Source organism: Nonomuraea sp. CA-143628 (assembly GCF_050942315.1).
Taxonomy (GTDB): domain Bacteria; phylum Actinomycetota; class Actinomycetes; order Streptosporangiales; family Streptosporangiaceae; genus Nonomuraea.
The window spans coordinates 10638277-10660322 of record NZ_CP192072.1 but is presented as its reverse complement, the minus strand read 5'-3'; the positions used below and the strand labels follow the sequence as shown (position 1 = coordinate 10660322).

Annotated in this window: 27 protein-coding genes and 1 tRNA gene; 11 read left to right on the top strand and 17 right to left on the bottom strand. The window is 69.9% G+C overall.

The genetic code is table 11. The features are described from left to right. Positions 1-66 precede the first annotated feature (66 nt). From ACQP2T_RS48350 to ACQP2T_RS48330, 5 genes are all read right to left on the bottom strand, one after another. On the bottom strand, positions 67-999 hold the full coding sequence (locus tag ACQP2T_RS48350; RefSeq protein WP_433511557.1) for a M56 family metallopeptidase: 933 nt from the start codon (positions 997-999) through the stop codon (positions 67-69). Continuing rightward, on the bottom strand, positions 996-1352 hold the full coding sequence (locus ACQP2T_RS48345; RefSeq protein WP_433511556.1) for a BlaI/MecI/CopY family transcriptional regulator: 357 nt from the start codon (positions 1350-1352) through the stop codon (positions 996-998). Before ACQP2T_RS48345 ends, ACQP2T_RS48350 begins: the two co-directional genes overlap by 4 nt. Positions 1353-1528: 176 nt before the next feature. Beyond that, positions 1529-2722: a hypothetical protein gene (locus ACQP2T_RS48340; RefSeq protein ID WP_433511555.1), complete on the bottom strand. Its 1194-nt coding sequence runs from the start codon at positions 2720-2722 to the stop codon at positions 1529-1531. A gap of 97 nt (positions 2723-2819) precedes the next feature. Further along, a complete protein-coding gene (locus ACQP2T_RS48335) occupies positions 2820-3506 on the bottom strand; it encodes a DivIVA domain-containing protein (RefSeq protein WP_433511554.1) in 687 nt (228 codons plus the stop codon). Positions 3507-3725: 219 nt separating this feature from the next. Next, the gene (locus ACQP2T_RS48330; RefSeq protein WP_433511553.1) at positions 3726-3890 is read right to left on the bottom strand and encodes a hypothetical protein; all 165 of its coding nucleotides are present in this window, start codon (positions 3888-3890) and stop codon (positions 3726-3728) included. Between the two features lie 561 nt (positions 3891-4451). Here ACQP2T_RS48330 and ACQP2T_RS48325 point away from each other — a divergent pair. From ACQP2T_RS48325 to ACQP2T_RS48315, 3 genes are all read left to right on the top strand, one after another. Further along, the gene (locus ACQP2T_RS48325; RefSeq protein ID WP_433519931.1) at positions 4452-5429 is read left to right on the top strand and encodes a cation diffusion facilitator family transporter; all 978 of its coding nucleotides are present in this window, start codon (positions 4452-4454) and stop codon (positions 5427-5429) included. A gap of 318 nt (positions 5430-5747) precedes the next feature. Then, positions 5748-6344, top strand: a complete 597-nt coding sequence (locus ACQP2T_RS48320) for a hypothetical protein (RefSeq protein ID WP_433511552.1) — start codon at positions 5748-5750, stop codon at positions 6342-6344. Positions 6345-6502: 158 nt separating this feature from the next. Beyond that, positions 6503-7147, top strand: coding sequence for a copper resistance CopC family protein (locus ACQP2T_RS48315; protein WP_433511551.1), 645 nt, complete (start codon positions 6503-6505; stop codon positions 7145-7147). Between the two features lie 85 nt (positions 7148-7232). On the opposite strand, the gene ACQP2T_RS48310 is transcribed toward ACQP2T_RS48315, so the two are convergent. The 7 genes from ACQP2T_RS48310 to ACQP2T_RS48280 form a co-directional block, all read right to left on the bottom strand. Continuing rightward, complete coding sequence (locus tag ACQP2T_RS48310; protein ID WP_433511550.1) at positions 7233-7418, bottom strand: hypothetical protein; 186 nt, start codon at positions 7416-7418, stop codon at positions 7233-7235. Between the two features lie 341 nt (positions 7419-7759). After that, on the bottom strand, positions 7760-8671 hold the full coding sequence (locus ACQP2T_RS48305) for a cation diffusion facilitator family transporter (protein ID WP_433511549.1): 912 nt from the start codon (positions 8669-8671) through the stop codon (positions 7760-7762). Next, positions 8671-9084 (bottom strand): ArsR/SmtB family transcription factor, encoded by a 414-nt coding sequence (locus ACQP2T_RS48300; protein WP_433511548.1) that lies wholly within the window; start codon positions 9082-9084, stop codon positions 8671-8673. Before ACQP2T_RS48300 ends, ACQP2T_RS48305 begins: the two co-directional genes overlap by 1 nt. Before the next feature lie 90 nt (positions 9085-9174). Next, a complete protein-coding gene (ccsB, locus tag ACQP2T_RS48295; RefSeq protein WP_433511547.1) occupies positions 9175-10125 on the bottom strand; it encodes a c-type cytochrome biogenesis protein CcsB in 951 nt (316 codons plus the stop codon). Beyond that, positions 10115-10354, bottom strand: a complete 240-nt coding sequence (locus ACQP2T_RS48290; protein ID WP_433519930.1) for a cytochrome c biogenesis protein ResB — start codon at positions 10352-10354, stop codon at positions 10115-10117. The genes ccsB and ACQP2T_RS48290 overlap by 11 nt, the downstream gene beginning before the upstream one ends. Before the next feature lie 196 nt (positions 10355-10550). Continuing rightward, entirely contained in the window at positions 10551-10790 is a 240-nt protein-coding gene (locus tag ACQP2T_RS48285) for a cytochrome c biogenesis protein ResB (RefSeq protein ID WP_433519929.1), read from the bottom strand. A gap of 61 nt (positions 10791-10851) precedes the next feature. Beyond that, on the bottom strand, positions 10852-11166 hold the full coding sequence (locus tag ACQP2T_RS48280) for a TlpA family protein disulfide reductase (RefSeq protein WP_433511546.1): 315 nt from the start codon (positions 11164-11166) through the stop codon (positions 10852-10854). Between the two features lie 285 nt (positions 11167-11451). On the opposite strand from ACQP2T_RS48280, the gene ACQP2T_RS48275 reads away from it, so the two are divergent. The 5 genes from ACQP2T_RS48275 to ACQP2T_RS48255 all read left to right on the top strand — a co-directional run bounded on the left by ACQP2T_RS48275 (position 11452) and on the right by ACQP2T_RS48255 (position 16620). Then, the gene (locus ACQP2T_RS48275; RefSeq protein ID WP_433511545.1) at positions 11452-12423 is read left to right on the top strand and encodes an NlpC/P60 family protein; all 972 of its coding nucleotides are present in this window, start codon (positions 11452-11454) and stop codon (positions 12421-12423) included. Between the two features lie 287 nt (positions 12424-12710). Next, on the top strand, positions 12711-13454 hold the full coding sequence (locus ACQP2T_RS48270) for a DsbA family protein (protein WP_433511544.1): 744 nt from the start codon (positions 12711-12713) through the stop codon (positions 13452-13454). Then, positions 13435-14058, top strand: coding sequence for a vitamin K epoxide reductase family protein (locus ACQP2T_RS48265; RefSeq protein WP_433511543.1), 624 nt, complete (start codon positions 13435-13437; stop codon positions 14056-14058). Before ACQP2T_RS48270 ends, ACQP2T_RS48265 begins: the two co-directional genes overlap by 20 nt. Positions 14059-14123: 65 nt before the next feature. Then, on the top strand, positions 14124-14528 hold the full coding sequence (locus ACQP2T_RS48260) for a helix-turn-helix domain-containing protein (RefSeq protein WP_433511542.1): 405 nt from the start codon (positions 14124-14126) through the stop codon (positions 14526-14528). Further along, on the top strand, positions 14521-16620 hold the full coding sequence (locus ACQP2T_RS48255; RefSeq protein ID WP_433511541.1) for a heavy metal translocating P-type ATPase: 2100 nt from the start codon (positions 14521-14523) through the stop codon (positions 16618-16620). Before ACQP2T_RS48260 ends, ACQP2T_RS48255 begins: the two co-directional genes overlap by 8 nt. Positions 16621-16723: 103 nt before the next feature. Here ACQP2T_RS48255 and ACQP2T_RS48250 read toward each other — a convergent pair. Both ACQP2T_RS48250 and bcp read right to left on the bottom strand, forming a co-directional pair. Then, positions 16724-16806 (bottom strand) — tRNA-Leu (locus ACQP2T_RS48250). Positions 16807-16896: 90 nt separating this feature from the next. Continuing rightward, complete coding sequence (gene bcp / locus ACQP2T_RS48245; protein WP_358537333.1) at positions 16897-17370, bottom strand: thioredoxin-dependent thiol peroxidase; 474 nt, start codon at positions 17368-17370, stop codon at positions 16897-16899. 143 nt (positions 17371-17513) lie between these two features. Here bcp and ACQP2T_RS48240 point away from each other — a divergent pair, with 143 nt between their 5' ends. Beyond that, the gene (locus ACQP2T_RS48240) at positions 17514-17846 is read left to right on the top strand and encodes a DUF3618 domain-containing protein (RefSeq protein ID WP_433511540.1); all 333 of its coding nucleotides are present in this window, start codon (positions 17514-17516) and stop codon (positions 17844-17846) included. Between the two features lie 147 nt (positions 17847-17993). On the opposite strand, the gene ACQP2T_RS48235 is transcribed toward ACQP2T_RS48240, so the two are convergent. After that, the gene (locus ACQP2T_RS48235) at positions 17994-19187 is read right to left on the bottom strand and encodes an amino acid deaminase/aldolase (RefSeq protein WP_433511539.1); all 1194 of its coding nucleotides are present in this window, start codon (positions 19185-19187) and stop codon (positions 17994-17996) included. A gap of 134 nt (positions 19188-19321) precedes the next feature. Between ACQP2T_RS48235 and ACQP2T_RS48230 the strand changes: the two genes are divergently transcribed. Both ACQP2T_RS48230 and ACQP2T_RS48225 read left to right on the top strand, forming a co-directional pair. Next, a complete protein-coding gene (locus ACQP2T_RS48230; protein ID WP_433511538.1) occupies positions 19322-19921 on the top strand; it encodes a DUF6286 domain-containing protein in 600 nt (199 codons plus the stop codon). Positions 19922-19958: 37 nt separating this feature from the next. Continuing rightward, the gene (locus tag ACQP2T_RS48225) at positions 19959-20459 is read left to right on the top strand and encodes a hypothetical protein (RefSeq protein WP_433511537.1); all 501 of its coding nucleotides are present in this window, start codon (positions 19959-19961) and stop codon (positions 20457-20459) included. Between the two features lie 73 nt (positions 20460-20532). On the opposite strand, the gene ACQP2T_RS48220 is transcribed toward ACQP2T_RS48225, so the two are convergent. Next, a complete protein-coding gene (locus ACQP2T_RS48220) occupies positions 20533-21081 on the bottom strand; it encodes a MerR family transcriptional regulator (RefSeq protein ID WP_433511536.1) in 549 nt (182 codons plus the stop codon). 10 nt (positions 21082-21091) lie between these two features. Further along, positions 21092-21958: an SDR family NAD(P)-dependent oxidoreductase gene (locus ACQP2T_RS48215; protein WP_433511535.1), complete on the bottom strand. Its 867-nt coding sequence runs from the start codon at positions 21956-21958 to the stop codon at positions 21092-21094. Positions 21959-22046: the final 88 nt, after the last annotated feature.

Genomic DNA, 22046 nt, shown 5'->3' with positions numbered 1-22046 from the left:
GAGGCCACTGGAAACGGTGGACGCCGCGGCGGAACATCGTCCACGGCGGTCGCGGCGACGCGCTCGTCAGAAGGTGCTGCAGATGATGGGGGCGGACAGGACCGTGAGGGGTCCGCTCAGCAGCAGTATGGCCGCCGAGTAGGCCGCGGTGGGCGCCCAGGCGGGCTGGTCGCTCTTGGACAGCAGGCGATGCACACGTTCGACGACGCCCGCATCGGACAGGGCGAAGGTGGCCAGACCCTGGCCTCCCTGACTGTCGGCCATCCGGACCAGGGCGCGGGCCAGGGGCAACTCGCCGTGCGCTTGGCGGGCATGATCGTCGGCGATCATCTCCAGCAGCATGGCGACCGCGTGCCGTGCCGTTCGCGCCGCGGCCAGCCACGGAAAGGCGTGCGTGAGGGCGAGGAAGGGCAGCAAGGCCAGGTCGTGGCGGCCGCGGGCATGGGCGCGTTCGTGCTGCAGGACGGCTTGCAGTTCGCAAGGGCGCAGCAGGTCCAGGGTGCCCTGGCTGAGAACGATGCGTCGGTGCCTGCCCGGCACGCAGTAGGCCACGTGCCTGTCGCTGGGCAGCACGTAGGCGTCGTACACGGTTGAGTGCTCGGCGACGACGTCGACCAGCAGCCGTTGGCGGCGCCGCTCGCGGAAGGTCTTGGTGGTGACGCGGATCGTGTGCGCCAGCAGCCAGCTCAGCAGGCCCGCCGACCAGGCCAGGGCCGCCAGATGCGCGGGCCCGAGCCCGTCCAGGCCATGCCCGGACACGATCTGGCGGCCCAAGGTGTGCATGCCATGTGGGAAGACCGCGGCCAAGGGGGCGACCGCGGCCACCAACCCAAGGCCGACCGCGCCCAGCCCTGCCGCCAGCCCGATCGCCTGCCACAGCGCGAGCGCCGCGCGGGGACAGCGGTGCGTCCACGCCGCCCCGGCCAGCACGCGGGCCATTCGGTCGCCGAGCACGACCGGCAACAGTGACACTCCTGCGGCGACCAGCCAGGCGATCACGGGGCAGATCCGTCCCGCTCACCGAGCGCCTCGCGCAAGGCGGCGGCCACCTCCGGGGTGACCCCGACGACAAAACGCTGCACGGCCGCCTCAAGGTCGCCTGCCTCGTCCAGGGCCGCGCGCATCGCCTCGGCGACAAAGGCATCCTTGTCGGCTATGGACTTGTACAGGTGCGCGCGGCCGATCCGCTCGCGCGAGACCATGCCTTTGCGCGACAGACGCATCAACACCGTCAGCACCGTCGTGATGGCCGGTTTCGAGGGCAGATCTGCCGCGAGATCGTGGGCGAACATGCCGTCGGGGTGCTCCCAGAGAGCTTCCATGACCGACCGCTCCAGATTGCCGAGTTGCACCGTAGCCCTCCTGCCGCGCCAACTTTTATCTGAGGTAGAAGGTTACCGCCCAGATCGCCGTCAGGCAGTGCCGCCGGCTCGTGGCGGCTCCCTTGCTTCATCAGGTGGCAGGCGTCGGTGTCGGTGGGCGGGCCGAGCCGGCGCGAGGTGGGGCCTGCGTTGCCGTTCTGGTCGGCTCACTGGGGCTGGGCTGCTGGTGGCTGGCTGAGAGCGGTGAGCAGGAGATGGCGTTGGCGCAAGGTGAGGTCGCCGATGCGGGCGCTGTTGTCGATCTTCGCCTCCCGCATGGTCTGGGTGATCTGGGCGGGGGTGCGTCCGGGCAGGGCACGCAGCAGCGACGCGACGTCGGCCTCGATGGTGGCCGGGTCTCTGCGCGACAGTAGCGCTTCCAGGCCGAGTTGCCCGGTCGCCACGGCGGCTCGTAGTTCGGTAGCGCTCGCCGGTTGTGTCAGCGGCGTCGGTGTCTGGGGCGGCCGGGTGGGCGGTGCGGGCAGGCGATGCGCGGCAGCGGTGGGCAGAGCCGAGTGGGACGGGTCGGCGGCGAGCAGGGTTTGTGAAGTGACCAGCATGCCTCCGGTGGCCAGCACAGCGGCGGTGGTGAGGACGATGTGGCGGCGCGACAACTGTCCGCCGTTGTTGGCGCGGGCCATCGTCAGCCCGATCACGGCGGTGCGCAGCAGGACGCCGGTGACCATGCCGAGCAGGATCGGCACGCTCTGCGCGGGGAGGGGGGCCACGGTGGCGAGCACGACGCCTGCCGCGGGGCTGAGGCAGGCGACTGTCAGCCAGGGGGCGAGCGGCTTGCGGGCCAGATCGAGCAGGGCGGCCAGGGCCAGTCCTTCGCTGGCCGAGTGGATCACCAAGGCGGCCACGACGATGGCTGACGCGGCCAGCGCCAGGGTGGCGCCTTCGATCATGCGGTGCAGGGCCAGGGCGGCCGCTGTGCCGACGCCGCCGTACACGGCTGCGCTGACGGCCTGTTTGACGCGACGGTGCAGGCCAGGTGAGTGGCGGCCGACTTGAGCTCTGTCGTGCTGGTGACCACAGCCTTTGCGGGTGAAGTAGGTGATGACGGAGAAACCGAACAGCCCCGCCAGGGCCACCAGCCAGAGCGGGACGCCTGTGGCGGTGGCTTCCCGCCAGGCATCGGGCAGCAGGTCGGTCAAGGCGGTGATGAGCATCAGAGCCGAGGCGATGGCGAGCCAGAGGCTGATCTTGGCAATGTTGTGCCGCGCCAAGCGGGCGCCGGCCAGCGTGGACAGCGTGACCAGGCCCACAGCGGCCCAGCTCGTCCAGGCCGGCAGTGCGGCATCCAGAGTCGAGTCTTGCAGTGCCGACTGCAGCGCCGGCCCCCCGAGCGGCAAGGACATGTAACGGCCTTTCTGGCAGGAGCGGGTGGGAGCGGCGGTGCCGGTTGGGCGAACGGAACCGGCCGCGGGTGGACCGGCTCTGTCGAGGAGTCCGCCGTCATGGGGCCGAGGTGGTACCGGCGTGCGTGCGGGTCGACGATGGGCCGGAACGTGCGGGCAGGCTGGAGGCTTCGTGGGCGCCGTGGCTCGGCGTGGTGAGGTCGTCCAGCAGGGTGCGCAGCTGCTCGAGTTGGGTGTGCAGGCTTTGTTGCAGTTGCCGGCTGTGGTCGGTGATGACGGTGCCGAGTTGGTCGACCTGCGCCTCGATGGCCTCGCAGTAGGCCAGGCGGGTGGCCTGGGTCAGCGCGTCGGCGTCCGCGGCGGCTTGACGTTGCAGTTGCTCGGCCTCGGCATGGGCGGCGGCGAGGATCTGGCGGGCTTCCTGCCGGGCGGCTCTGATCGTTTCCTGCCCCGTCTGCTCCGCCTCAGCCAGCACATCGGCTGTGCTCCGCGAGTTCTGGGACGCGGCGGCGGCCAGGCGTTCGCGCAGGTGGGTGTTGTCCTGCCACAGCAGGCTGAGCGTGGTTTCCACGCCGGCCAGGAACGCGTCCACTTCGGCCAGGTCGTAGCCGGCCCGCAGCCGGACCACGGTGAAGACCTGATGATGCACCGCGGCGGCGGTCAGCAAGGCGAGTTGGCCGGGGCCGGCCGCCTGCACCGGCGACGTGGTGGTGCCATCGGCGGCTACGGCGTGGCTGTGCGGGAGGTGGGGGTGATGGTCGTGGTCTTCGTGTTCGACATGCATGGTGGGCTGTCACCAAACCTTTCGCCGCCGGCGCTGGTGATGGTGGGGCCTGCCCGTACCGAAGCGTCGGGCACGGCCCTTTCCCGGCGGCGTCCCGCCGGGGAGAGCGCCGCCAGGAGGGTGCGTCATTCGGGTGCGTCGGGTGATGGCCTGAGGGTGGCCGAAGTGTGCCGGAGACGACCGTCTACGTGAGAAAGGCAGGTCGCAGCAGGCCGGGGGTTACTGCTGGGCGTCGTCGTGGCAGTGGCAGGAATCGCACTCCTGGCCGTTGCCCGCCGCTGCTGCGGTGTCGGACGCGGTGTCGATGGGGTGGTCGGAGGCGCAGGTGGCCTCCTCGTGATGGTGATGGTGGTGGGAGTGGGGGTGCGGCTGCTGTTCGGTCATGCCGGTCCTTTCTCGCATGTGGTGACTGCTCAGGACGAGTAGGGGCGGGTGACGACGCGGTCGCCGTCGCGGCGCACGGTGGGCAGCGTCACGACCGTGACCCGGCGGCTGCCATCGGTGGTGAGGGTGGTCTCCGATCCCGACGGTGGGTCGCGATGGGGTGATGAGTGCTGGGGGCGGTGTGCGCGATTCTCATGCGAATTCGCCTTCCTGCGCGCATCGTCGCATCCGGTTGAGGGAACCGAACTGACGGGGTGGTCATATCCTGACCTGCAACTTCTACGCTGAGTAGTTGACACATTACAGCTTGTTTAAACATATGAATAGGTGTTCAGTGGTAGAAGTTGTTGGCGGTACGAAGCGCGCCAGATCTTCGGCTGGTCTGCTACCGCCTGATCGACGTCGGCCATCACGTACCCCGTCCACACCCGCTCAAGGAGCCGAGCGCATGTCTGACGACCACGACCACAGGCATGGGCAAGGAAAGGACAGGGCGCGGAGCCGGCTCTTGATCACGATCGCAGTGACGATCACAGCCATGGCGCCGGTCACGGTCACGCGATCAGCGCCCAGGCTGACCGGCGCTATCTGGGCGGGGCGCTCGCCCTGATCGCCGGTTTCATGGCGGTGGAAGTGGTGATCGGGCTGATCGCCCAGTCGCTGGCGCTGATCTCCGATGCCGGTCACATGCTCACCGACGCGATGGCGATCGTGCTGGCGTTGGTCGCGATGCGAATCGCCGCTCGTCCGCCGGAGGGCGGCTTCACCTACGGGCTGAAGCGGGCAGAGATCGTCTCAGCCCAGGTCAACGGCATCACGCTGCTACTGCTGGCGGCCTACTTCAGCTTCGAGGGCATCCGCCGCCTGATCGAGCCGCCGCAGGTCGAGGGCCTGTTCGTGATGGCCACAGGACTGGCCGGCATCGCCGTCAACCTGGCCGCGACCTGGCTGTTGTCCAAGGCCAACCGCTCCAGCCTCAACGTCGAAGGTGCCTTTCAGCACATTCTCAACGACCTGTACGCCTTCGTCGCCACCACCGTCGCGGGCCTGGTCATCTGGCTGACCGGTTGGGCACAGGCCGACGCCATCGCCGCGCTGGTGGTCGCCGTACTGATGCTCAAAGCAGGCTGGGGCCTGGTCCGCGACGCCGGGCGCGTCTTCATGGAAGCCGCCCCTGCCGACATCAATCCCGCCGAGATCGGCCGCCAGATCGCTGCCCTGGACACCGTGGTCGAGGTCCACGACCTGCACATCTGGGAAGTGACCTCGGGCTATGCCGCCCTGTCGGCGCACATTCTGGTCAGCCCCGGCGCCGATTGCCATGCCGCACGACTGGCGGTCGAAGCTCTGCTGCACGGCCGGCACGGCATCGAGCACACCACCGTGCAGGTCGACCACGCCGCGCCCAACAGCCACGCCTTCGACGAAGACGGCGCGCTACGCCGCATCGTGCGTCATTGCGCCGACCCGCATGGCCCCACTCATCATGGCCGCAGGTTTGAAACGGCGGCGAACGGCGACGACCACGCCGATCACTGAACTCATGGCCGCGTCGTGGGACCAGGCAGATCTCTCGCCATGCGGTGGCACATTCCGCGTATCTCGGAAGTAGCTACGAGCGTCAGCTGAACGCACGCCGATGATGACGAACATCCCCAACCCGCCCGCATCCGCAAGGGCAAGGAAGTGAGCGGACGCGGGACGCCGCTCGCGTGCGCACCCGACGGTAACCGGGGGCGGCGTCAGCCGAACACCGAGGCGCCAGAGGCGAGAGTGGGGATCAGGGAACTGGTACATCGACACCACGATGGTGATGTTCCGGGTGACGGAGCCGATGGGCTCTGCCACGATGACGGGGTGCATGTCGGCCGTCCTATGGTCCGCGCGCTGCGCGCCGCGGTGTTCACCGCCGTGTGCGTGCTGGCCTCGGCCACTTTGCACGTCCTGGTCGGCGGCACCGCGATAGCCCTGGGCCCGCTGGCCGCGGCGGTAGCGGTGACCTGGACGGCCGCCTTCTGCCTGGGCGCACGCCCGCGCGGCTGGCCGGAGCTGCTGGGTTTGTGCGTGGCCGCGCAGTTCGGGCTGCATCAGCTCTTCGCGGTCTCCGAGCACTCCGCCTCCGCCACGATGAGGATGCCCGCGGCTCTGCCCGGTAGCCACGAACACGGCTCGGGACTGGGCATGCTGATGATCCACCTGGCGGTGGCGGCTGCCTCTAGCTGGTGGCTGGCACGTGGTGAGACAGCGCTGGCGGCGCTGCTGCACCTGAGCGCCACACCCCTGACCGGACTGTGGAACGTCCTGGCCGCCTGGCCGGCCGTACTCGCCCCCCTGCCGCTGTCCCGCCCCGTCCACTTCCGGCCGTCCTGGCCGCAGTTGGCAGGCCATGTACCCGCACTGCTGGCTCCGGTCCTGTCGCGGCGTGGCCCGCCCCAACGCGCCGGGCGCGGCTGACGCCCGTCACATCACGACCTTCACGAAGCTGTTCGTCCAGCTCCAGCTCTTGGCGCGCGTATGCCCCGCCGTGTCATCGCGGTGCGGGCCACCGCCCCGGCAGGAGCTCATCTCACCGTCCGGCGCCTGCCGGACCCCCCTATTTTCGGAGTCCCGCATTGACTCGTTCAACGCGTCAGTCGATCAAGGCGATCCGCCATGCCGTGGCCGGCATCGGCGGCGCCGTGCTGCTGCTGTTCCTGACCGCTCCCCCCGCCTTGGCGCACGATCGGCTCAAAGACAGCTCGCCCGCCGATGGCGCCAAGGTGGCCCAGGTGGAGACGATCGAACTCGAATTCACCTCCCGCATGACCATGGCCACTCTCGTGCTGGAGCGCCCGAATGGCGAGAACCTTCCGCTGGGCAAACCGCGCAACCAAGGCAACGAGGTGTTCGCCACCCCGCAGCAGAAGCTGGAGCCGGGCCGCTACCGCCTCGCTTGGCGGGTGGTCTCCTCCGACGGTCACCCGATCTCCGGAGAGTTGCGCTTCACCGTCACTGCTCCGGCCGCCGCGCCCGCTCCTTCCGCCAGTCCGGCCGAATCCTCAGCCCCGCCCTCATCGTCGAGTTCGGCCGCGCCGCAACCAGCCACCTCCCAACCGCCATCTGCGGCGGCCGCCGCCCCGCAAAGCGAGAGCAGCGCCGGCAGCGGCTCCGGCGGCATGCCCGGCTGGCTGTGGATCGCCGTCGCAGCGCTGGTCCTGGCCGGGGCGGCGCTCTTCATGAGTGGCCGCCGAAAGCGGGGTGCGGCGGCGTCTGAATAGCACGCTCACCCGCGTGTGTGCCTGGTGCGGCCGAGCCGGCCGCACCAGGCACGAATCCCTTCCTCGGGCGTGCGCCGGGCCTGGCTCAGGTGGCCGCGGCCACACAGGTGGCGGGTACGAGCCGGTCGCGCTGTTCCCGTCGCGCGACGGCCGCCGCCGAGACCAGCCCGGCGACGGTCCGTGGCGGCCAGCCGCCTGCCGGGTGCGGCGCGGTCACGATTTCCAGACGCACGCCGTAGGAGGCCAGCAGCCGCTGCCTGAGTGGTTCCATGCCCGGATTCGGCCACCAGCACGACCGGGTGGCCGTACGCGATGCCGGCCAGCGCCAGGCCCAGGCCCAGGGTGCCGCTGGTCGACTCGACGATGGCGGGCTTGTGCGATTATCCGCGTACGCGTCCGCTATTGGCGTTGCCCCTTCGCCGGTGAGTTCGCTGGAATGGAGAAAGGCATGCCGCGCCAGATGGTGTTTTCGCACGCAGGCAATCGATCCCCATGTGACGGCCCGGCCCTGTGGGGTGCGGCCCTAACGGCGAGATCGAGTCCCGCACGAAGACGGCCGGTGCTCTTCGTCGACCGCGGCCAGATGCATGTCGCGATCACGCCGGACGGTGATCACCAACCCAGTTCGTCGCATCCGGCGTGGTCGGCGGGTTCGACCTGCAGGGTGGCGTGGGCGACGCCGTGGCGCCGGCGCAGCAGGTCGCGCGCCTGGTCCAGGACGGCGTGGTTGTCATCCTGGTTACCGGTGACGAGGTGGGCGGTGGCGACGTTCATGCCGGAGGTCAGGGTCCACAGGTGCAGGTCGTGGACGTCACGAACACCGTCGATGGCGGCCAGGTCGGCCGCGACAGCGGTGGCGTCGACGCCTTCGGGAACGTGCTGGCCGAGGACGGCGAAAACCTGGCGGCCAAGAGAGACGGCGCGTACGGCGACGAAGATGCCGATGGCCAGGGCGACGAGGGTGTCCCAGTATGCCTGGCCGGTGGTGGCGACGAGCCAGCCGGCGACGATGACGCCGACGGAGCCGGCGGTGTCCGCCACGACCTCCAGGTAGGCGCCCTTGACATTGAGGCTCTCGTCGGCGCCGGAGCGCAGCAGAAGGAGCGCGACGAGGTTGACGGCCAAGCCGATGGCGCCGACCACGAGCATCGGCCCGGAGGAGATCTCGGCGGGACCGCCGATGCGGCTGATGGCCTCGGCGACCACGTAGAGGGCGACGCCGAGCATGAGCACGACGGCCAGCAACGAGGCGAACACCTCGGCCCGATAGGAGCCGTAGCTCCGGCGGCCGGTGGTGTCGGGGCGAGTGGCGATCCTCGTCGCGACCAGCGCGGCCCCGAGGGTGACCACGTCGGCGGCCATGTGCCCGGCATCCGACATCAGCGCCAGCGAGCCCGAGAGCAGCCCGTACACCAGCTCGACCACGAAGTAGGAGCCGATCAGGGCGAAGGAGAGCGCGAGCCGCCGGCGGTGACGCCCTCCGGCGTGTCCGCTCGCCTGCCCATGTCCGTGTCCGGCGCCCATCAGGTGGTCCCATCGCGTTCGGGGTGCATGGTCTCGGTGTGCTCGGTGTGGGCCAGCGCCAGATCGAGCAGCATCCGTACGTGCGGATCTTCCAGCCGGTAGTAGGCCATCCTTCCCGAGCGGCGTACGGCGACGATGCGGTGCGCCCGCAGCAGGCGCAGCGAGTGCGAGACGCCCGACTCGCTCTGGCCGGTCACCGCGGCCAGGTCGCACACGCACAGCTCACCGTCCAGAAGGGCGACCAGCAACCGCAACCGCTTCGGGTCGGACAGCAGCCCGAAGATGTCGGCGGTATCGCTGAGGTCCTCGGCGGCGGGCATGCGCTCGCACACGGCGGCGACCCGGGCGCCATCGACCACTTTCGCGACGCAGCCGTCCACCGCCAACATGCTGACATCTGAAGAACTGTTCATATAAATAACTTTAGCGGGATATGCGCGTGATGTGGCAAGAGACGTCCGCGTCCGCAGGAACCCGCGGCAATGCCCATGCGGTCGGTGCGGCTACTCGACGCCGGCGTAACTGTGCAGGCCGCCGAGGAAGATGTTGACGCCGATCAGGTTGAACAGCAGGCAGCCGAAGGCGGCCAGCTGCACGATCGTGGCAGCCTTGCCGCGCCAGCCGGCGGTGACGCGGGCGTGCAGGTAGGCGGCGTAGGCCACCCACGTGATGAAGGCCCAGATCTCCTTGGGGTCCCAGCCCCAGTAGCGGCCCCAAGCTTTGTCGGCCCACATCGCGCCGGCGATGACGGCGAACGTCCACACCGGAAAGGCCAGGACGATGGCCTTGTGCGCGACGCTTTCGAGGTCCGTCCGGGCGGGCAGGCGTGACAGATTGTCGCCGCGCAGGAGGTACAGGATGCCGGCGACGCCGGCCACGATGAACAGGCCACTGGCCAGGATCGCGGCGGAGACGTGGATGGCGATCCAGTAGGAGTTGAGGGCGGGCATCACCGGGCCGGCGGCAGTGTAAAGGAACTTCACCGCGAAGCCGAGCCCGAGCACGGCCGTCACCATGACGAACGCGCCGAGGAAGCGCACGTTGTCGCGGAGCTGTGTGGTCAGGAACGCTGTCACGGCGGCGAAGCAGATGGCGACCACGAACTCGTACATGTTGCCCCAGGGCCACCGGTCCACGGCCAAGCCGCGGGTGATGATGGCGCCGAGGTTGGCCAGGCAGCCGGCCCAGCCGAGCACGATGGCGACCCTGCCCGCCCTGAGCGCCCACGCCGGCGGCTCGGGGGCGGAGGCAACGGGCGGCGGCGTCTCGATGGCGGTCGCGCCGGAGCGGTCGCCTGCGGCGACCAGCTGCTTGAGCTGAGCCTTGGCCGGTGTGCCGGACTGGGCCTTGCCGTACGCGAGGTCGAGCGCGAAGCCGATCATGGACGCGATATAGAAGAGCACGGAGCCGAGGATGAGCTGGTCGCTCAGCCCGGCGAATGCGTCAACGGGCATTCTTGTCTCCAGTTGATAGGACCCTGACGATGCCGGCGAACTCCTCGGTGAAGCCCGCGGCGGAACCTTCGGTGCGGGTGAGACCGCCGACCTCCGCGGTGCCGTCCTTGCTCCGGACGAAGACGCGGCGGCGGCGGATGACCAGCGACAGCGTGATGGCCACGGTGGCCAGCCCCGAGGCGATCAGGGCGGGGACGCGACCGGGATCGTAGGTGATCTGGAGCGTCATCCACTCCTTGACCTCGATGAACTCGATCTTGCCGAGTTCGTCGGGCAAATCGAAGGAGTCACCCGGGCCGAGGTGAACCCGCCGCCCTGTGCGGGCGCGCTTGCCGGCAGGAAGCGCAGGAGGAATCCGAGCTGCCCGGGCTGGGCGTCCGGCGCCTTGAGCACGCAACCGGACACCATCGTCGGCCGGTACTCGATCAGGCAGGGCACCGGTCCTTCGAAGGCCACCTGCCCTTTGCCGTCGGTGACCTTGAAGATCGGCGCATAGCCATGACCGAGGAGGTAGGAAAGCTGAAACCGTTCGTACCACTCGCCCAGCGCCGGATCGTTCTGGTAGATACCGGCCCCTTGTCCGGGTCGACGCCGCGCTGCGGCACCAGCGAGCCGGGAATCGACGCCAGCGCGAACAAGAACAGCAGGATCAGCGCCGTTTTCATCGAGGTGAGGTTGCGCCAGCCCCACCGCAGCCAGGCCATCGGACCGAACCGCGGCGTGGACTCACTCATCGCGGACCTTGGCGGCGGCCTCCTTCAGCACCGGCGCCTCCGCCCGGGACGGGCCGCACCACGACGCCCAGAAGTTGAGCACCACGACCTTGCCCTTGTGAGCGGCGAGTGAGGCGGTGCCGCCGTCGAGCGCCGGGCCTTCGACAGCGGGTGCCGGCTTGCGGTCAGTGGCGCCGAAGATCTGTATTTTCCCGTCGCCGGCGATGAAACGGGTGTCGCCGGCCTGGGGCTGGCCACTCTGGTTGTCGCCCGCGTAACCCGCAGCCAGCAGGGCCAGCAGGGAGAAGGAGGCAGTCGTCGCGCGCACGGGAGGAGAATCTCCTTGTTCTACGATCGGTAGAAGTTCCACCATATCGACGAGGTCGGGCGCTCTGGTCGGTGGGCTGTTCCAAGGCGACTCGTCTCGTCGAACCCGAAACCGATCAAGGCGGTAGCCGGCGAGTCAAGCGCGTCGGACAGGCCGTGCACCGACTCCCGTCCGCCACATTGGGCGGCAAGGGGTCACCACTCCGTTCACTTCTGTACTCTTACGCCCCAGATTGGATAGTTACGAGGAGGCGTCGTAGTGGCCGTGCCGACAAGGCTTGGACGGATGGCAGTGGCGTTGGCGCTGGCGCTTGGCGTGTTGGCCGCCACCCCAGGTGGCGCCGCCGCCGAGCCACCGTCCACCAGTCCGCGGGCCAGGGCCAAGGCAAAGGCCAAGCTGGTGAAGCTCAACGAGCGAGCCGACAAGGTGGTCGAGCGGTACAACCAGGCCACCGAGACCTACGCCAAGGCCAAGAAGAAGTACGACGCCCTCAATGCCGAGGTCGGCCGTAAGGGCGTCCAAGCCGACGCCTTGCGGAGGGATCTCGTCGCGGTCGCGGTGAGCAACTACCAGTTCGGCGAGTTCGCGGGCTGGCAGAGGTTCGCCGTCGAGGGCACCCCTGAGGCGACGCTGAGCGGCATGGCCTCGCTCGACCAGATGGCGCAGACCAGGGTGGCGAAACTCCGCGCCTACGAGGCGACAACCAAGGATCTGCGCGATCGGCGCGATGACGCCAAGACCGTCCTGGCCGAGGCCGACGACGCACGCGACAAGGTGCGCGGGGAGAAGACGGAGGTCGAGAAGCTGGTCGCCGAACAGACCAAGATCCTCCGCAGGCTGGGCGCCTTCCAGTCCGGCGACCCCAACAGCACCGGCATCAAGTACACCGGGCCGGCCTCCGGCAACGCTCGCGTCGCGTTGCAGTTCGCGTTTGCCCAGGTCGGCAAGCCGTACCGGTACGGCGCCACGGGCCCCGGTTCCTACGACTGCTCCGGCCTCACCCAGGCTGCCTGGCGGGCCGCGGGAGTCGAGCTGACTCGCACGACCTACACCCAGTGGAGCTGGGGCGCCAACCGCCGCGTATCACTGGACGAACTACAGCCCGGAGACCTGCTCTTCAGCAAAGGACTGGGGCACATGGGCATGTACGCGGGCAACGGGAAAATGGTCCACGCCCCACAGACCGGCGATGTCGTCAAGGTGGTCGACCTCGACGACTACTGGCGCACCCGCCTCCTCGGCGCTGTCCGCCCATGATTTCCTCGAATCGCTCACACCGGCCGCCGAGATCGTCGCCTTCCAGCACGAGCGGGCGCGACGCGACCTCCCGCCAGGCGGGCGGCTGATCGACTGGGACGGACCACTTGCGACGGGCGCTGCCGCTATCTTCTACAATACGTAGAAGAAAGGCTCGGCGATCGTTCGGCTGAGCATCGTGCGTTGATGCCGGCCCATATCCGCCCTGGTCAGTCGCTTGGGGTATCCGGGAGGTGCCGGCTCCCGCGACAGCTGCTCAGCTGTCGCTGATGTGATGAGGGGTGCAGGTGTCTCAGGAGCGGGACAAGGCCGCTGACCGGCGGGCCAAGATCGAGGCGATGCGGACCGAAGACCGGCAGCGATCCGCGCGCAAGAGAAACGTCACCGTCTCGGTGTCGGTGGTCGGTGCGTTCGCGGTGGTGGTCGCCATGGTGCTGGTCATCAGCGGGTTCGTCTCCGGCGGGAAGGGCGCCGGTAATGATGGTCTGGCCGCGGGGGAGACGCGGTGGGTGCGTGCTGACAGCCATCGCCTGCAGAGCGCGCCTGACGGCAAGGTGACGCTGGTGGAGTTCCTCGACTTCGAGTGCGAGGCCTGCGGCGCGTACTTCCCCACCGTGGAGGAGCTGCGCAAGGTCTACAAGGGCAAGGTGACGTTCGTCGCCCGGTATTTCCCCATCTCCAGTCATTTCAACGCGGAACGTGCGGCGCGTGCGGTCGAGGCCGCCGCCCAGCAGGGCAAGTTCGAAGCGATGTACCAGCAGATGTACGAGACCCAGAAGCAGTGGGCCGAAAAGCAGGTGGCCGCCGATGACTTCTTCCGCGCGATGGCCAAGAAGCTCGGCCTGGATATGGCCGCATGGGAGAAGGCCTACAACGACGCCGCCACCTTGGCGCGAGTCAAGAAGGACGCCGCCGACGGCCAGGCGCTCGGTGTGCAGGGGACTCCGACCTTCTTCCTCAACGGCAAGAAGATCGAGCCACGTTCTGCTGACGACTTCAAGGCGGCCATCGATGCGGCACTCGCAAGCTGAGCCCTTGTCGCAGGTGGTGAGCGCCGCGCCGGCAGGGGAGAGGGCGCCGTTCCCACGGCTGCTGCCCTGGCTGCTGACGCTCGGCGGGCTGGTCGGCCTGGCGGCGGCGTTCACACTGTCGGTCGAGAAGATCGCCCTGCTGAAGAACCCCGCGTACGTGCCGAGTTGCAGCCTCAACCCGGTCCTGTCCTGCGGATCGGTGATGAACACCCCGCAGGCCGAGGCCTTCGGCTTCCCCAACCCGCTGCTGGGCGTGGTCGGCTTCGCCATCGTGACCACGGTCGGCGTCGTACTGCTGACGGGTGCGGGCCTGCCCCGGTGGTTCTGGCTGGGGCTGCAGGTCGGGGTCACCTTCGGCGCGGTGTTCGTACACTGGCTGATCTACCAGAGCCTGTACGTCATCGGCGCTCTGTGCCCGTACTGCATGGCCGTCTGGGCGGTCACCGTCCCGCTGTTCTGGTACGTCACCCTGTACAACCTGCGTCGGCTACGCGCGGCCCAGGCCGCCATCGGCTACCACACCGTGCCGCTGACCCTCTGGTTCCTGGCCGTCATCACCGCGATCGGCATCCAGTTCTGGTTCTACTGGAGCACTCTCATCTAATTTCAGTACAGTCGATCCTGAATCAATTCTTGGCTTGATTCAGGATTGACTGTACTGTCGTTGGTATGGAGACGACCAACCCCCATGCCTTCGCGGTGGCCGTGAGCGCCGAGGCGCTGGCTCGTGTGGGCACCGCGCTGGCCGACGAGAACCGGCGCCGGCTGCTGCTGGAACTGCTGAACGAGCCCGCCTACCCCGCTGATCTGGCCGAGCGGCTGGGCATGACCCGCGGCAACGTGTCCAACCATCTGGCCTGCCTGCGCGGCTGCGGGCTGGTGCGCACCGTGCCGGTGGGTCGCCGGGTGCGCTACGAACTGGCCGACGCCAAGCTCGCGCACGCGCTGGCCGAGCTGGCCTCCCTGGTGCTCCTCGTCGATCAGGGCGAGGGCACCCCCGCCGACGAGGCGTGCACGCCCGGCGACTACGCCTCTACGACGCAGGACACCCAGGAAGAGGCGGACCATGTCTGACGCCTGCTGCGCTCCTGGAGCGCCGACTGCCGCGCCGGAGGCCCAGACGGCCCCTCCTGCCGCGATCTGGCAGGTGCGGGAACTGCAGGCCGCCGCGGCCTCTGGGGCGCTGTTGCTGGTCTCCCTGCCGACACCCGGCATCTTGGGGACGGCGCTGCAACTGGCGGCGCTGGTGGTCGGCGCGGCCACCTTCGTCCCTGGCGCCCTGCGCGCCCTGATGCGAGGACGACTCGGGGTCGGGCTGCTGATGACCATCGCCGCCGTCGGCGCGGTGGCCCTCGGTGAGTACGGCGAGGCCGCCACGCTTGCCTTCTTGTTCTCCATCGCCGAAGGGCTGGAAGGCTACGCCGTGGCCCGCACCCAGCACGGCCTGCGCGCCCTGCTGGACTTGGTGCCGCCCACCGCGCGCGTGCTGCGCGACGGCGCCGAACACGAGGTCGCGCCCGCCGACCTGCGCCTGGGCGACGTGCTGCTGGTACGGCCTGGCGAGAGGATCGCCACTGACGGTGTGGTCACCTCCGGCCGCAGCGCGCTGGACACCTCGGTCGTCACCGGCGAATCAGTGCCGGTCGAGGTCGGCCCCGGCGCGGAGGTCTTCGCCGGGACGGTCAACGGGGCCGGGGCGCTGGAGGTCACCGTCACCGCCACCGCGCGGGACAACTCGCTGGCCCGCCTGGTCCACATCGTGCACGAGGCCCAGGAACGCAAGGGGTCCAGCCAGCGCCTGGCCGAACGTTTCGCCCGCCCGCTGGTGCCCGGCGTTCTCGTGTTGGCAGCACTGATCGCCATCGGGGGCAGCCTGCTGGGCGACTCCGATGTGTGGATCGAGCGTGCTCTGGTGGTGCTGGTCGCCGCCGCGCCGTGCGCGTTCGCTCTGTCCGTGCCCGTCGCCGTGGTCGCCGCCATCGGTGCCGCCTCCAAGGCGGGCGTGCTGATCAAGGGCGGCGCGGCCGTCGAGGCACTGGGCAAGGTCAAGATCGTCGCGCTGGACAAGACCGGCACCCTGACCCGCAACGAGCCCGCCGTGATCGACGTCGTCGCCGCACCGGGCGGCGACCGCGACCAGGTCCTGGCCGTGGCCGCCGCGCTGGAATCCCGCAGCGAGCACCCACTCGCCGCCGCCATCCTGGCCGCCTGGCCGACCCCCGAAGCAGCCGGTGAAGTGGAGGCCGTTCCCGGCAACGGAGTGCGCGGCACCGTCGGTGGGAGTCCCGCCCGCCTCGGCAAGCCCGGCTTCATCGACGCCGGCCCCCTCGCCGAGGAGGTGACGAGGCTGCAGGACGCCGGAGCCACCGTCGTCCTGGTCGAACACGACGGCACCCTGCTCGGTGCCGTCGCCGTCCGGGACGAGATCCGCCCCGAGGCCGCCGAGGCCGTCGCCCAGCTCAAGCGCCAAGGCGTCGAGGTCGTCATGCTCACCGGCGACAACGCCCGCACCGCCGCCGCGATCGGCGCCCAGGCGGGCATCACCGACGTCCGCGCCGAACTCCTGCCCACCGACAAGGCCGCCATCGTCACCGAACTGAAGGCCCGGGGACCGGTGGCCATGGTCGGCGACGGCATCAACGACGCTCCCGCCCTGGCCACCGCCGAGGCCGGCATCGCGATGGGCGCCATGGGCAGCGACGTCGCCATCGAGGCCGCCGACATCGCCCTCATGGGCGAGGACCTGCGCCGCCTGCCCGACGCCATCGCCCACACCCGCGCCGCCCGCGCCATCTTCACCCAGAACCTGCTCATGTCCGGCGCCATCCTGGTCGCCCTCGTGCCGCTGGCCGCTGCCGGCGTGCTCGGCCTGGCCACCGTGGTCGCCACCCACGAACTGGCCGAGGTCATCGTCATCGCCAACGGCATCCGCGCCGGCCGCAGAACCCGCCTGCCCCACCACACCGCGCTGCGCACCGCCGCCCGCGCCCACACCGCGCGCACAGCCCCGCAACCGACACCGCGCACGGTTCTGCAACCGGCCGGCGCGCCGTACGTCCCTGCCGGGCGGACACTCCTGCCCATCGCGATTGGTGCCGGCGAGGCCGGTGCCGGCGCGACCAGTGGCTGCACCGACGGCTGCTGCCCACCCACAACCGAGGAGTGAGGGGCTGCTCGCCGGCGCCGGTGCCGCAATCGCGGAGTGCGACCGCAAGCCCGCCCGGCATCAGGCGGCACTTGAGGCCGGCGCCCCGCTGAGTTGGTCGAGGTGCGGGCGGGGGGACTCGAACCCCCACAGTGTCGCCACCAACAGGACCTAAACCTGCCGCGTATGCCATTTCGCCACGCCCGCGCAGCCCCTGCCAGAGCGGGCCTGAGCCGAGTTTAGCGTCCCGGCAGTGCGCTGGGGGCCCGTCGCATGACCGGACGGGCCCTTGGCCTTTCAAGCCAGGCCGAGCTTCTTCTTCAGGCTCGCCACGTGACCGGTCGCCTTCACGTTGTAGAGGGCCTGCTCGATCTTGCCGTCGGCGTCGATGACGAAGGTCGAGCGGATCACGCCGACGACCTCCTTGCCGTACAGCTTCTTGGTGCCGTAAGCCCCGTACGCCTTGTGCACGTCGAGCTCGGGGTCCGACAGGAGCGGGAAGGTGAGCGAGTCACGCTCGGCGAACTTGACCAGTTTGGCCGGCTTGTCCTTCGACACGCCGAGCACCACGAAACCCTCGGCGGTCAGCTGGCCGAGGTTGTCACGGAAGTCGCACGCCTGCTTGGTGCAGCCCGGCGTCATCGCGGCGGGGTAGAAATAGAGGATCACCCGCCGGCCGCGGTAGGTCTCAAGGGAGACGGTCTCGCCGTCGGCGGCGGGAAGCGTGAACTCGGGCGCGGCGTCGCCGGGCGCGAGCTTGGTTTCGGTCATGGGGACCTCCAGAGTTCGTCGTGCAAAACCTACCGGCCTGCCCGGAGTGCCGGGCGGGTCGCCGACCTGACAGACTGATCAGCGAAGAGCGCTTCATCGATCACCGGGCGGAGCTCGCACGGAGCGCGGCCGAAAGGAGAGCCATGGCTGACACCGATCCCGACGAGCTGGAGCGGCGGATCGCGCGGACGCGCGCGGAGTTGGCGGACACGGTCGACGCCATCGCCGACCGGGTGAGCCCCAAGCGGGTCGCCGAGCGCACGGTGGCCGACGTGAAGACGCGGGCGAGCAACCTGGTGACCTCGGTCGGCGACGCGCTCGGGGTGACGCAGCGTCCCGTCGAGTACGCCGAGGACCCCGACCAGCTGTGGGCCGAGGAGCGACCCAGCCTGGCGCCGGTGCTGATCGGCGTGGGGGTTGTGCTGGTGGTCGGCGCGGCCATCACCCTCTGGCGCCGCCGTCGCCGCCGCTTCTAACCCTGGAGGGGTCCTTTCCTAGGGACGCCAGCTACGACGGACCATCTTCTTTCGCTCCTCCGGAGGGGGTTTCCGTCCCGAAGGACCTCAGCCACGACGGACCGGTCACAGGGATCGAGACGGTCGTGTAACGAACCTCCCGGGAATTCAGAGGAACGTCCGCCCCTCCCCCCGGTACGTCGGGGCGGTCTCCACAACGGTCTCTCCATCGACAAGGTGCAGCTCACTGAAGCGCTCGCACATCTCGCCCGCCTTGGCGTGCCTGAACCAGACCCGGTCGCCCACCCGCAGATCCCGGGCCGCCTGACCGAGCAGCGGCGTCTGCACCTCGCCCGCGCCCTCGTCCCGCGTGTAACGGAGCCCGGCGGGCAGGTACGGCTGCGGCAGCAGGCTCGTCCCCGGCCGCCCGGAGGCCAGGTAGCCGCCCCCGAGCACCGTCACCGCGTCCGGCCCCGGCCGCCGCACGACCGGGAGCGCGAACAGCGCGGCGGGCCGGCCGGTGAAGGCGCGGTAGAAGTCGAAGAGCCGCGGATGGAAGAACCCGGAGCCCGCCGCCACCTCGGTGATCGCCTTCTCCCGCACGGTCCGCTCGACGGAGCCGGTGCCGCCGCCGTTGACGAACTCCAGGTCGCAGACCTGCCGGACGGCGTTCACGAGGCGGCCGCGGCGCAGGACCAGCTCGCGGGCCGACAGGCTCTGCATGATCCGGATGGCCCGGACATACGCGGCGTTGCCCGGCTGGTCATCGCCGACCCCCGCGATCTGCCCCTCGTACGCCATCAGACCCGCCAGGCGGAAGCCGGGCCGCTTGGCGATCTCGCCGGCCAGGTCGGCGGCCTGCTCGGGCTCGCGGATCGTGGAGCGCAGGGTCCCCGCCCGGAATCTGCCGCCCAGAGCGACATATCCCGCGTCGAGGTCCATCGATAACCGGATCTCCGCCCGTGAACGGACCGCCGCCACCGCGTCGTCGACATAGTCGAGATGCTCGGCGGCGTCGATGGTCAGCGTGATCTCACCGGCCGCCCGCGCGTCGCCGGCCAGCGTCGCGAGCGCCTGCCTGTCGGCCGTCGGGTAGGCCACGAGTACGTCGGTGAACCCCCGCTCGACCAGCCAGAGCGCCTCGGGCAGCGTGAAGGCCATGATGCCCTGGAAGCCGTCCATGGCCAGGATGCGTTCCATGACCGAGCGGCAGCGGATCGACTTGCTCGCCACCCGGATGGGCTTGCCGGCCGCCCGCCGTACGAGATCGGCCGCGTTGGCGCGCATGGCCGCGAGATCGAGGATCGCCAACGGCGGCTCGAGTGCTCTGGTAGCGCTGTCATAGCGGCGGAGATCGTTCATAAAGGCAGCTTAACGACATATCGGGCGAATTAATATGAGGGCAGTTCATCTTAATCGCGGCCCTCGTAATGATCCTGCAAACCGGCGGCGAGGGCATGGTCCGGGCCGTGCCCGATCCGTGTACCTGTGGCGTTGTGACCACCCTCCAGCAGATACTGTCCGGCGCCGGGATCGTCGCGCAGGAGAGCCCGCTGCGCAGGTCGGGCCGGGTGCTCAGACCGGCGCGTACGCCCGCCGGGACCGTCGTGGCACTCACGCTGACCGCCGGGCTGTCGCTCGCCGCCGCCGAGGTGGTCTCCGCCCTGCTGGGCCGGCCGCTCGGCTGGCTGCCGGTGTCCGACCTCCTCGATCTGGCGGCCCATCGCGCCTGGGGGCAGCTGTCCCTGCCTGCCCTGGTGGCCATGGCCGTGGGGGTCGTGATGTTGCTGCTGGCCGCCGTACCCGGCCGGTGCAGGCTCGTGCCGGTCGAGACGTCCGACCCGCTGATCGTCATCGGCATCACCCGGGCCGGCCTCCGCCGTACGCTGCGGGCCGTCGCCCAGGAGGTCGACGGCGTGCAACGAGCGCGGGTACGGCTGCGCAGGCGGACGATCGAGGTCGTGGTCATCACCGGCCCGGAGAGCTCCGGTTCGATGCTGAAGCAGGTCGGCACCGCGGTCGGTGACCGATTGGCGGGCGTGGGCACCCTGGCGGCGGGCGAGGTCGTCGTACGACTGCGCCGGAGAGGGCTGTGATGCGGCAGCGGTACGTGGGCGACCGGAGGGGGCTGTGATGCGGCAGTACGCGGGCAACCGGATCGGCCTGGCCGTGGTCGGCGGGTTGCTGCTGCTCCTGGGCGGCTACGCCTGGCTGCGCGGTAAGGACAAGCTGCCGGGCATGTCACCGCGCGCCAAGGTGCTGCCGGACCAGACCGCCCAGACGATCGCCGACCAGACCTGGGCCTTGTGGCTGGTGGCGCTGGTCATGCTGGTGCTGGCGTTGGTGACGTTCCGCTGGCTGCTGCTCTGCCTCGGGTGGGGCCGCCGCGGCACCCGTAGCGGTACGGGCACGGCCATGCTATGCATCGGGCTGAAGGACGTGGAGGGTCTCACCGGGGTCAGCGCCCGCGTGGTCGGGGACGCCGCCCGCCTGCGCATCTCCCTCTGCTGCCCCGCCTCGGCCGACGTCGGCGCGGTGGTCCACAAACTGGACCGGGAGATCGTCAGCCGGATCCGCCGAGAGGTCCGCGACGACGAGGTCGGCACCGTGGTCCGGGTCCACGTCCGCCGCTGAGGGCGCTGCGTGCGCGCGCTGCCGGCGTAAAGCCGCGGGCGAGCGCCGGTGTCGCTCGGCCCGCTGGTGTCGCTCAGTCCGCCGGTAGTGACCGTCGCGGCGGCTCCTGCGGCAGCGCGGTGCGGTCCGCGCCGGCGATGGAGTCGAGGGTGTGGACGTCCGGCCCGGTCGAGCCTCCATACGTGGCGATCTTGTACTCGACCGCCGTGAGGGAGAGGGTCAGCTCACGGATCCGGCGGCGGATGGTGTCGCGATGCTCGATCAGCAGGTCGAGCCGCTCGGGTGTGGTGTGCTGCCCGGCGTCGACGAGCGAGATGTAGTGCTGCAGGTCGCGCATCGGCATGCCGGACAGCCGCATCCGGGTGAGGAACACCAGGCGCCGCACCGCCTGGGCGTCGTAGACGCGATGACCGTTGCCGTCGCGGGCCACCTCGACCAGCCCGGCCCGCTCGTAGTAGCGCAGCGTGTGCGGCGAGATGTCGAGCAGGTCGGCGAGCTCGGCGATCGTCATCGACTCGGGTACGTCGGCCAGATCGGTGAGGCGGTGGATCGCCTCGACCGACAGCGGGCCGTCGTCCCCGAGCGTTTCGAGTGCCCTGGTCATCAGTTCGTCCGTGGCCATGACTACCAGCTTAAATCGGTCGTACCGAGGCTGGGACGCCCTCGAAGTCGGCGCTGCGGGAAGTCTCCGCCCACCGCTCGACCTCGTCCAGGCCGCGCCGGTACGCGCCCGAGATGCGCTCGACCGCCTCCCGCCCGAGCGGCAGCCGCAGCGGCACCTCGTCACTGTGCGCGAGGGACACGATGATCTCGGCCGCCCGCGCCGGGTCGCCTTCCTGGAGGCCGTCGGCCCCGGCCATGTCCGCCCGGACGTTGGCGAGCAGATCCCGGTAGGTCTCGGACTCCTCGACGAACTCCAGCACGTCGCCGGCGTGGAAGCCGGTCCTGAACCGGCTGGGCTCGACGATCATCACGCGGATCCCGAGCGGCGCGACCTCCCCGGCCAGGGCCTCGGACCAGCCTTCGAGGGCGAACTTCGACGCGGAGTACGCCGATACGCCGGGGAAGGACATCCGCCCACCCTGGCTGCTCATCTGCACGATCGTGCCGGTGCCCCGCGCGTGCATCGCGGGCAGCGCCGCGCGGACGAGCGCGGCCGGGCCGAACAGGTGCAGGTCCATCAGCTCACGCAGCTGCGCGTCACCGATCTCCTCGACCGCGCCGACCATGCCCCGGCCCGCGTTGTTGACGAGCACGTCGAGCTGCCCGAAGTGGTCGAGGGTCTTCTGTACGAGGTCCGCGGCGGCGGTGGTGTCCTGGACGTCGAACGTCGCGATCAGGCAGGCGTCCGGGTACGCGGCCTTCAGGTCGGCCACGCTCTCGGGCCGGCGTACCGCCGCCACCACGTGGTCGCCCGCCGCGAGCGCCGCCTCCGCGAGTGCGCGCCCGAGTCCGCGGGACGCGCCGGTGATGATCCAGGTCTGTGTCTGTGTCGTCATGTCGGCGACGTTATGGCTTTGAGCGCGCTCGAACGCAAACCCGCTTTGAACGCAAACCCGCTTTGAACGCAAACCCGCTTTGAACGCG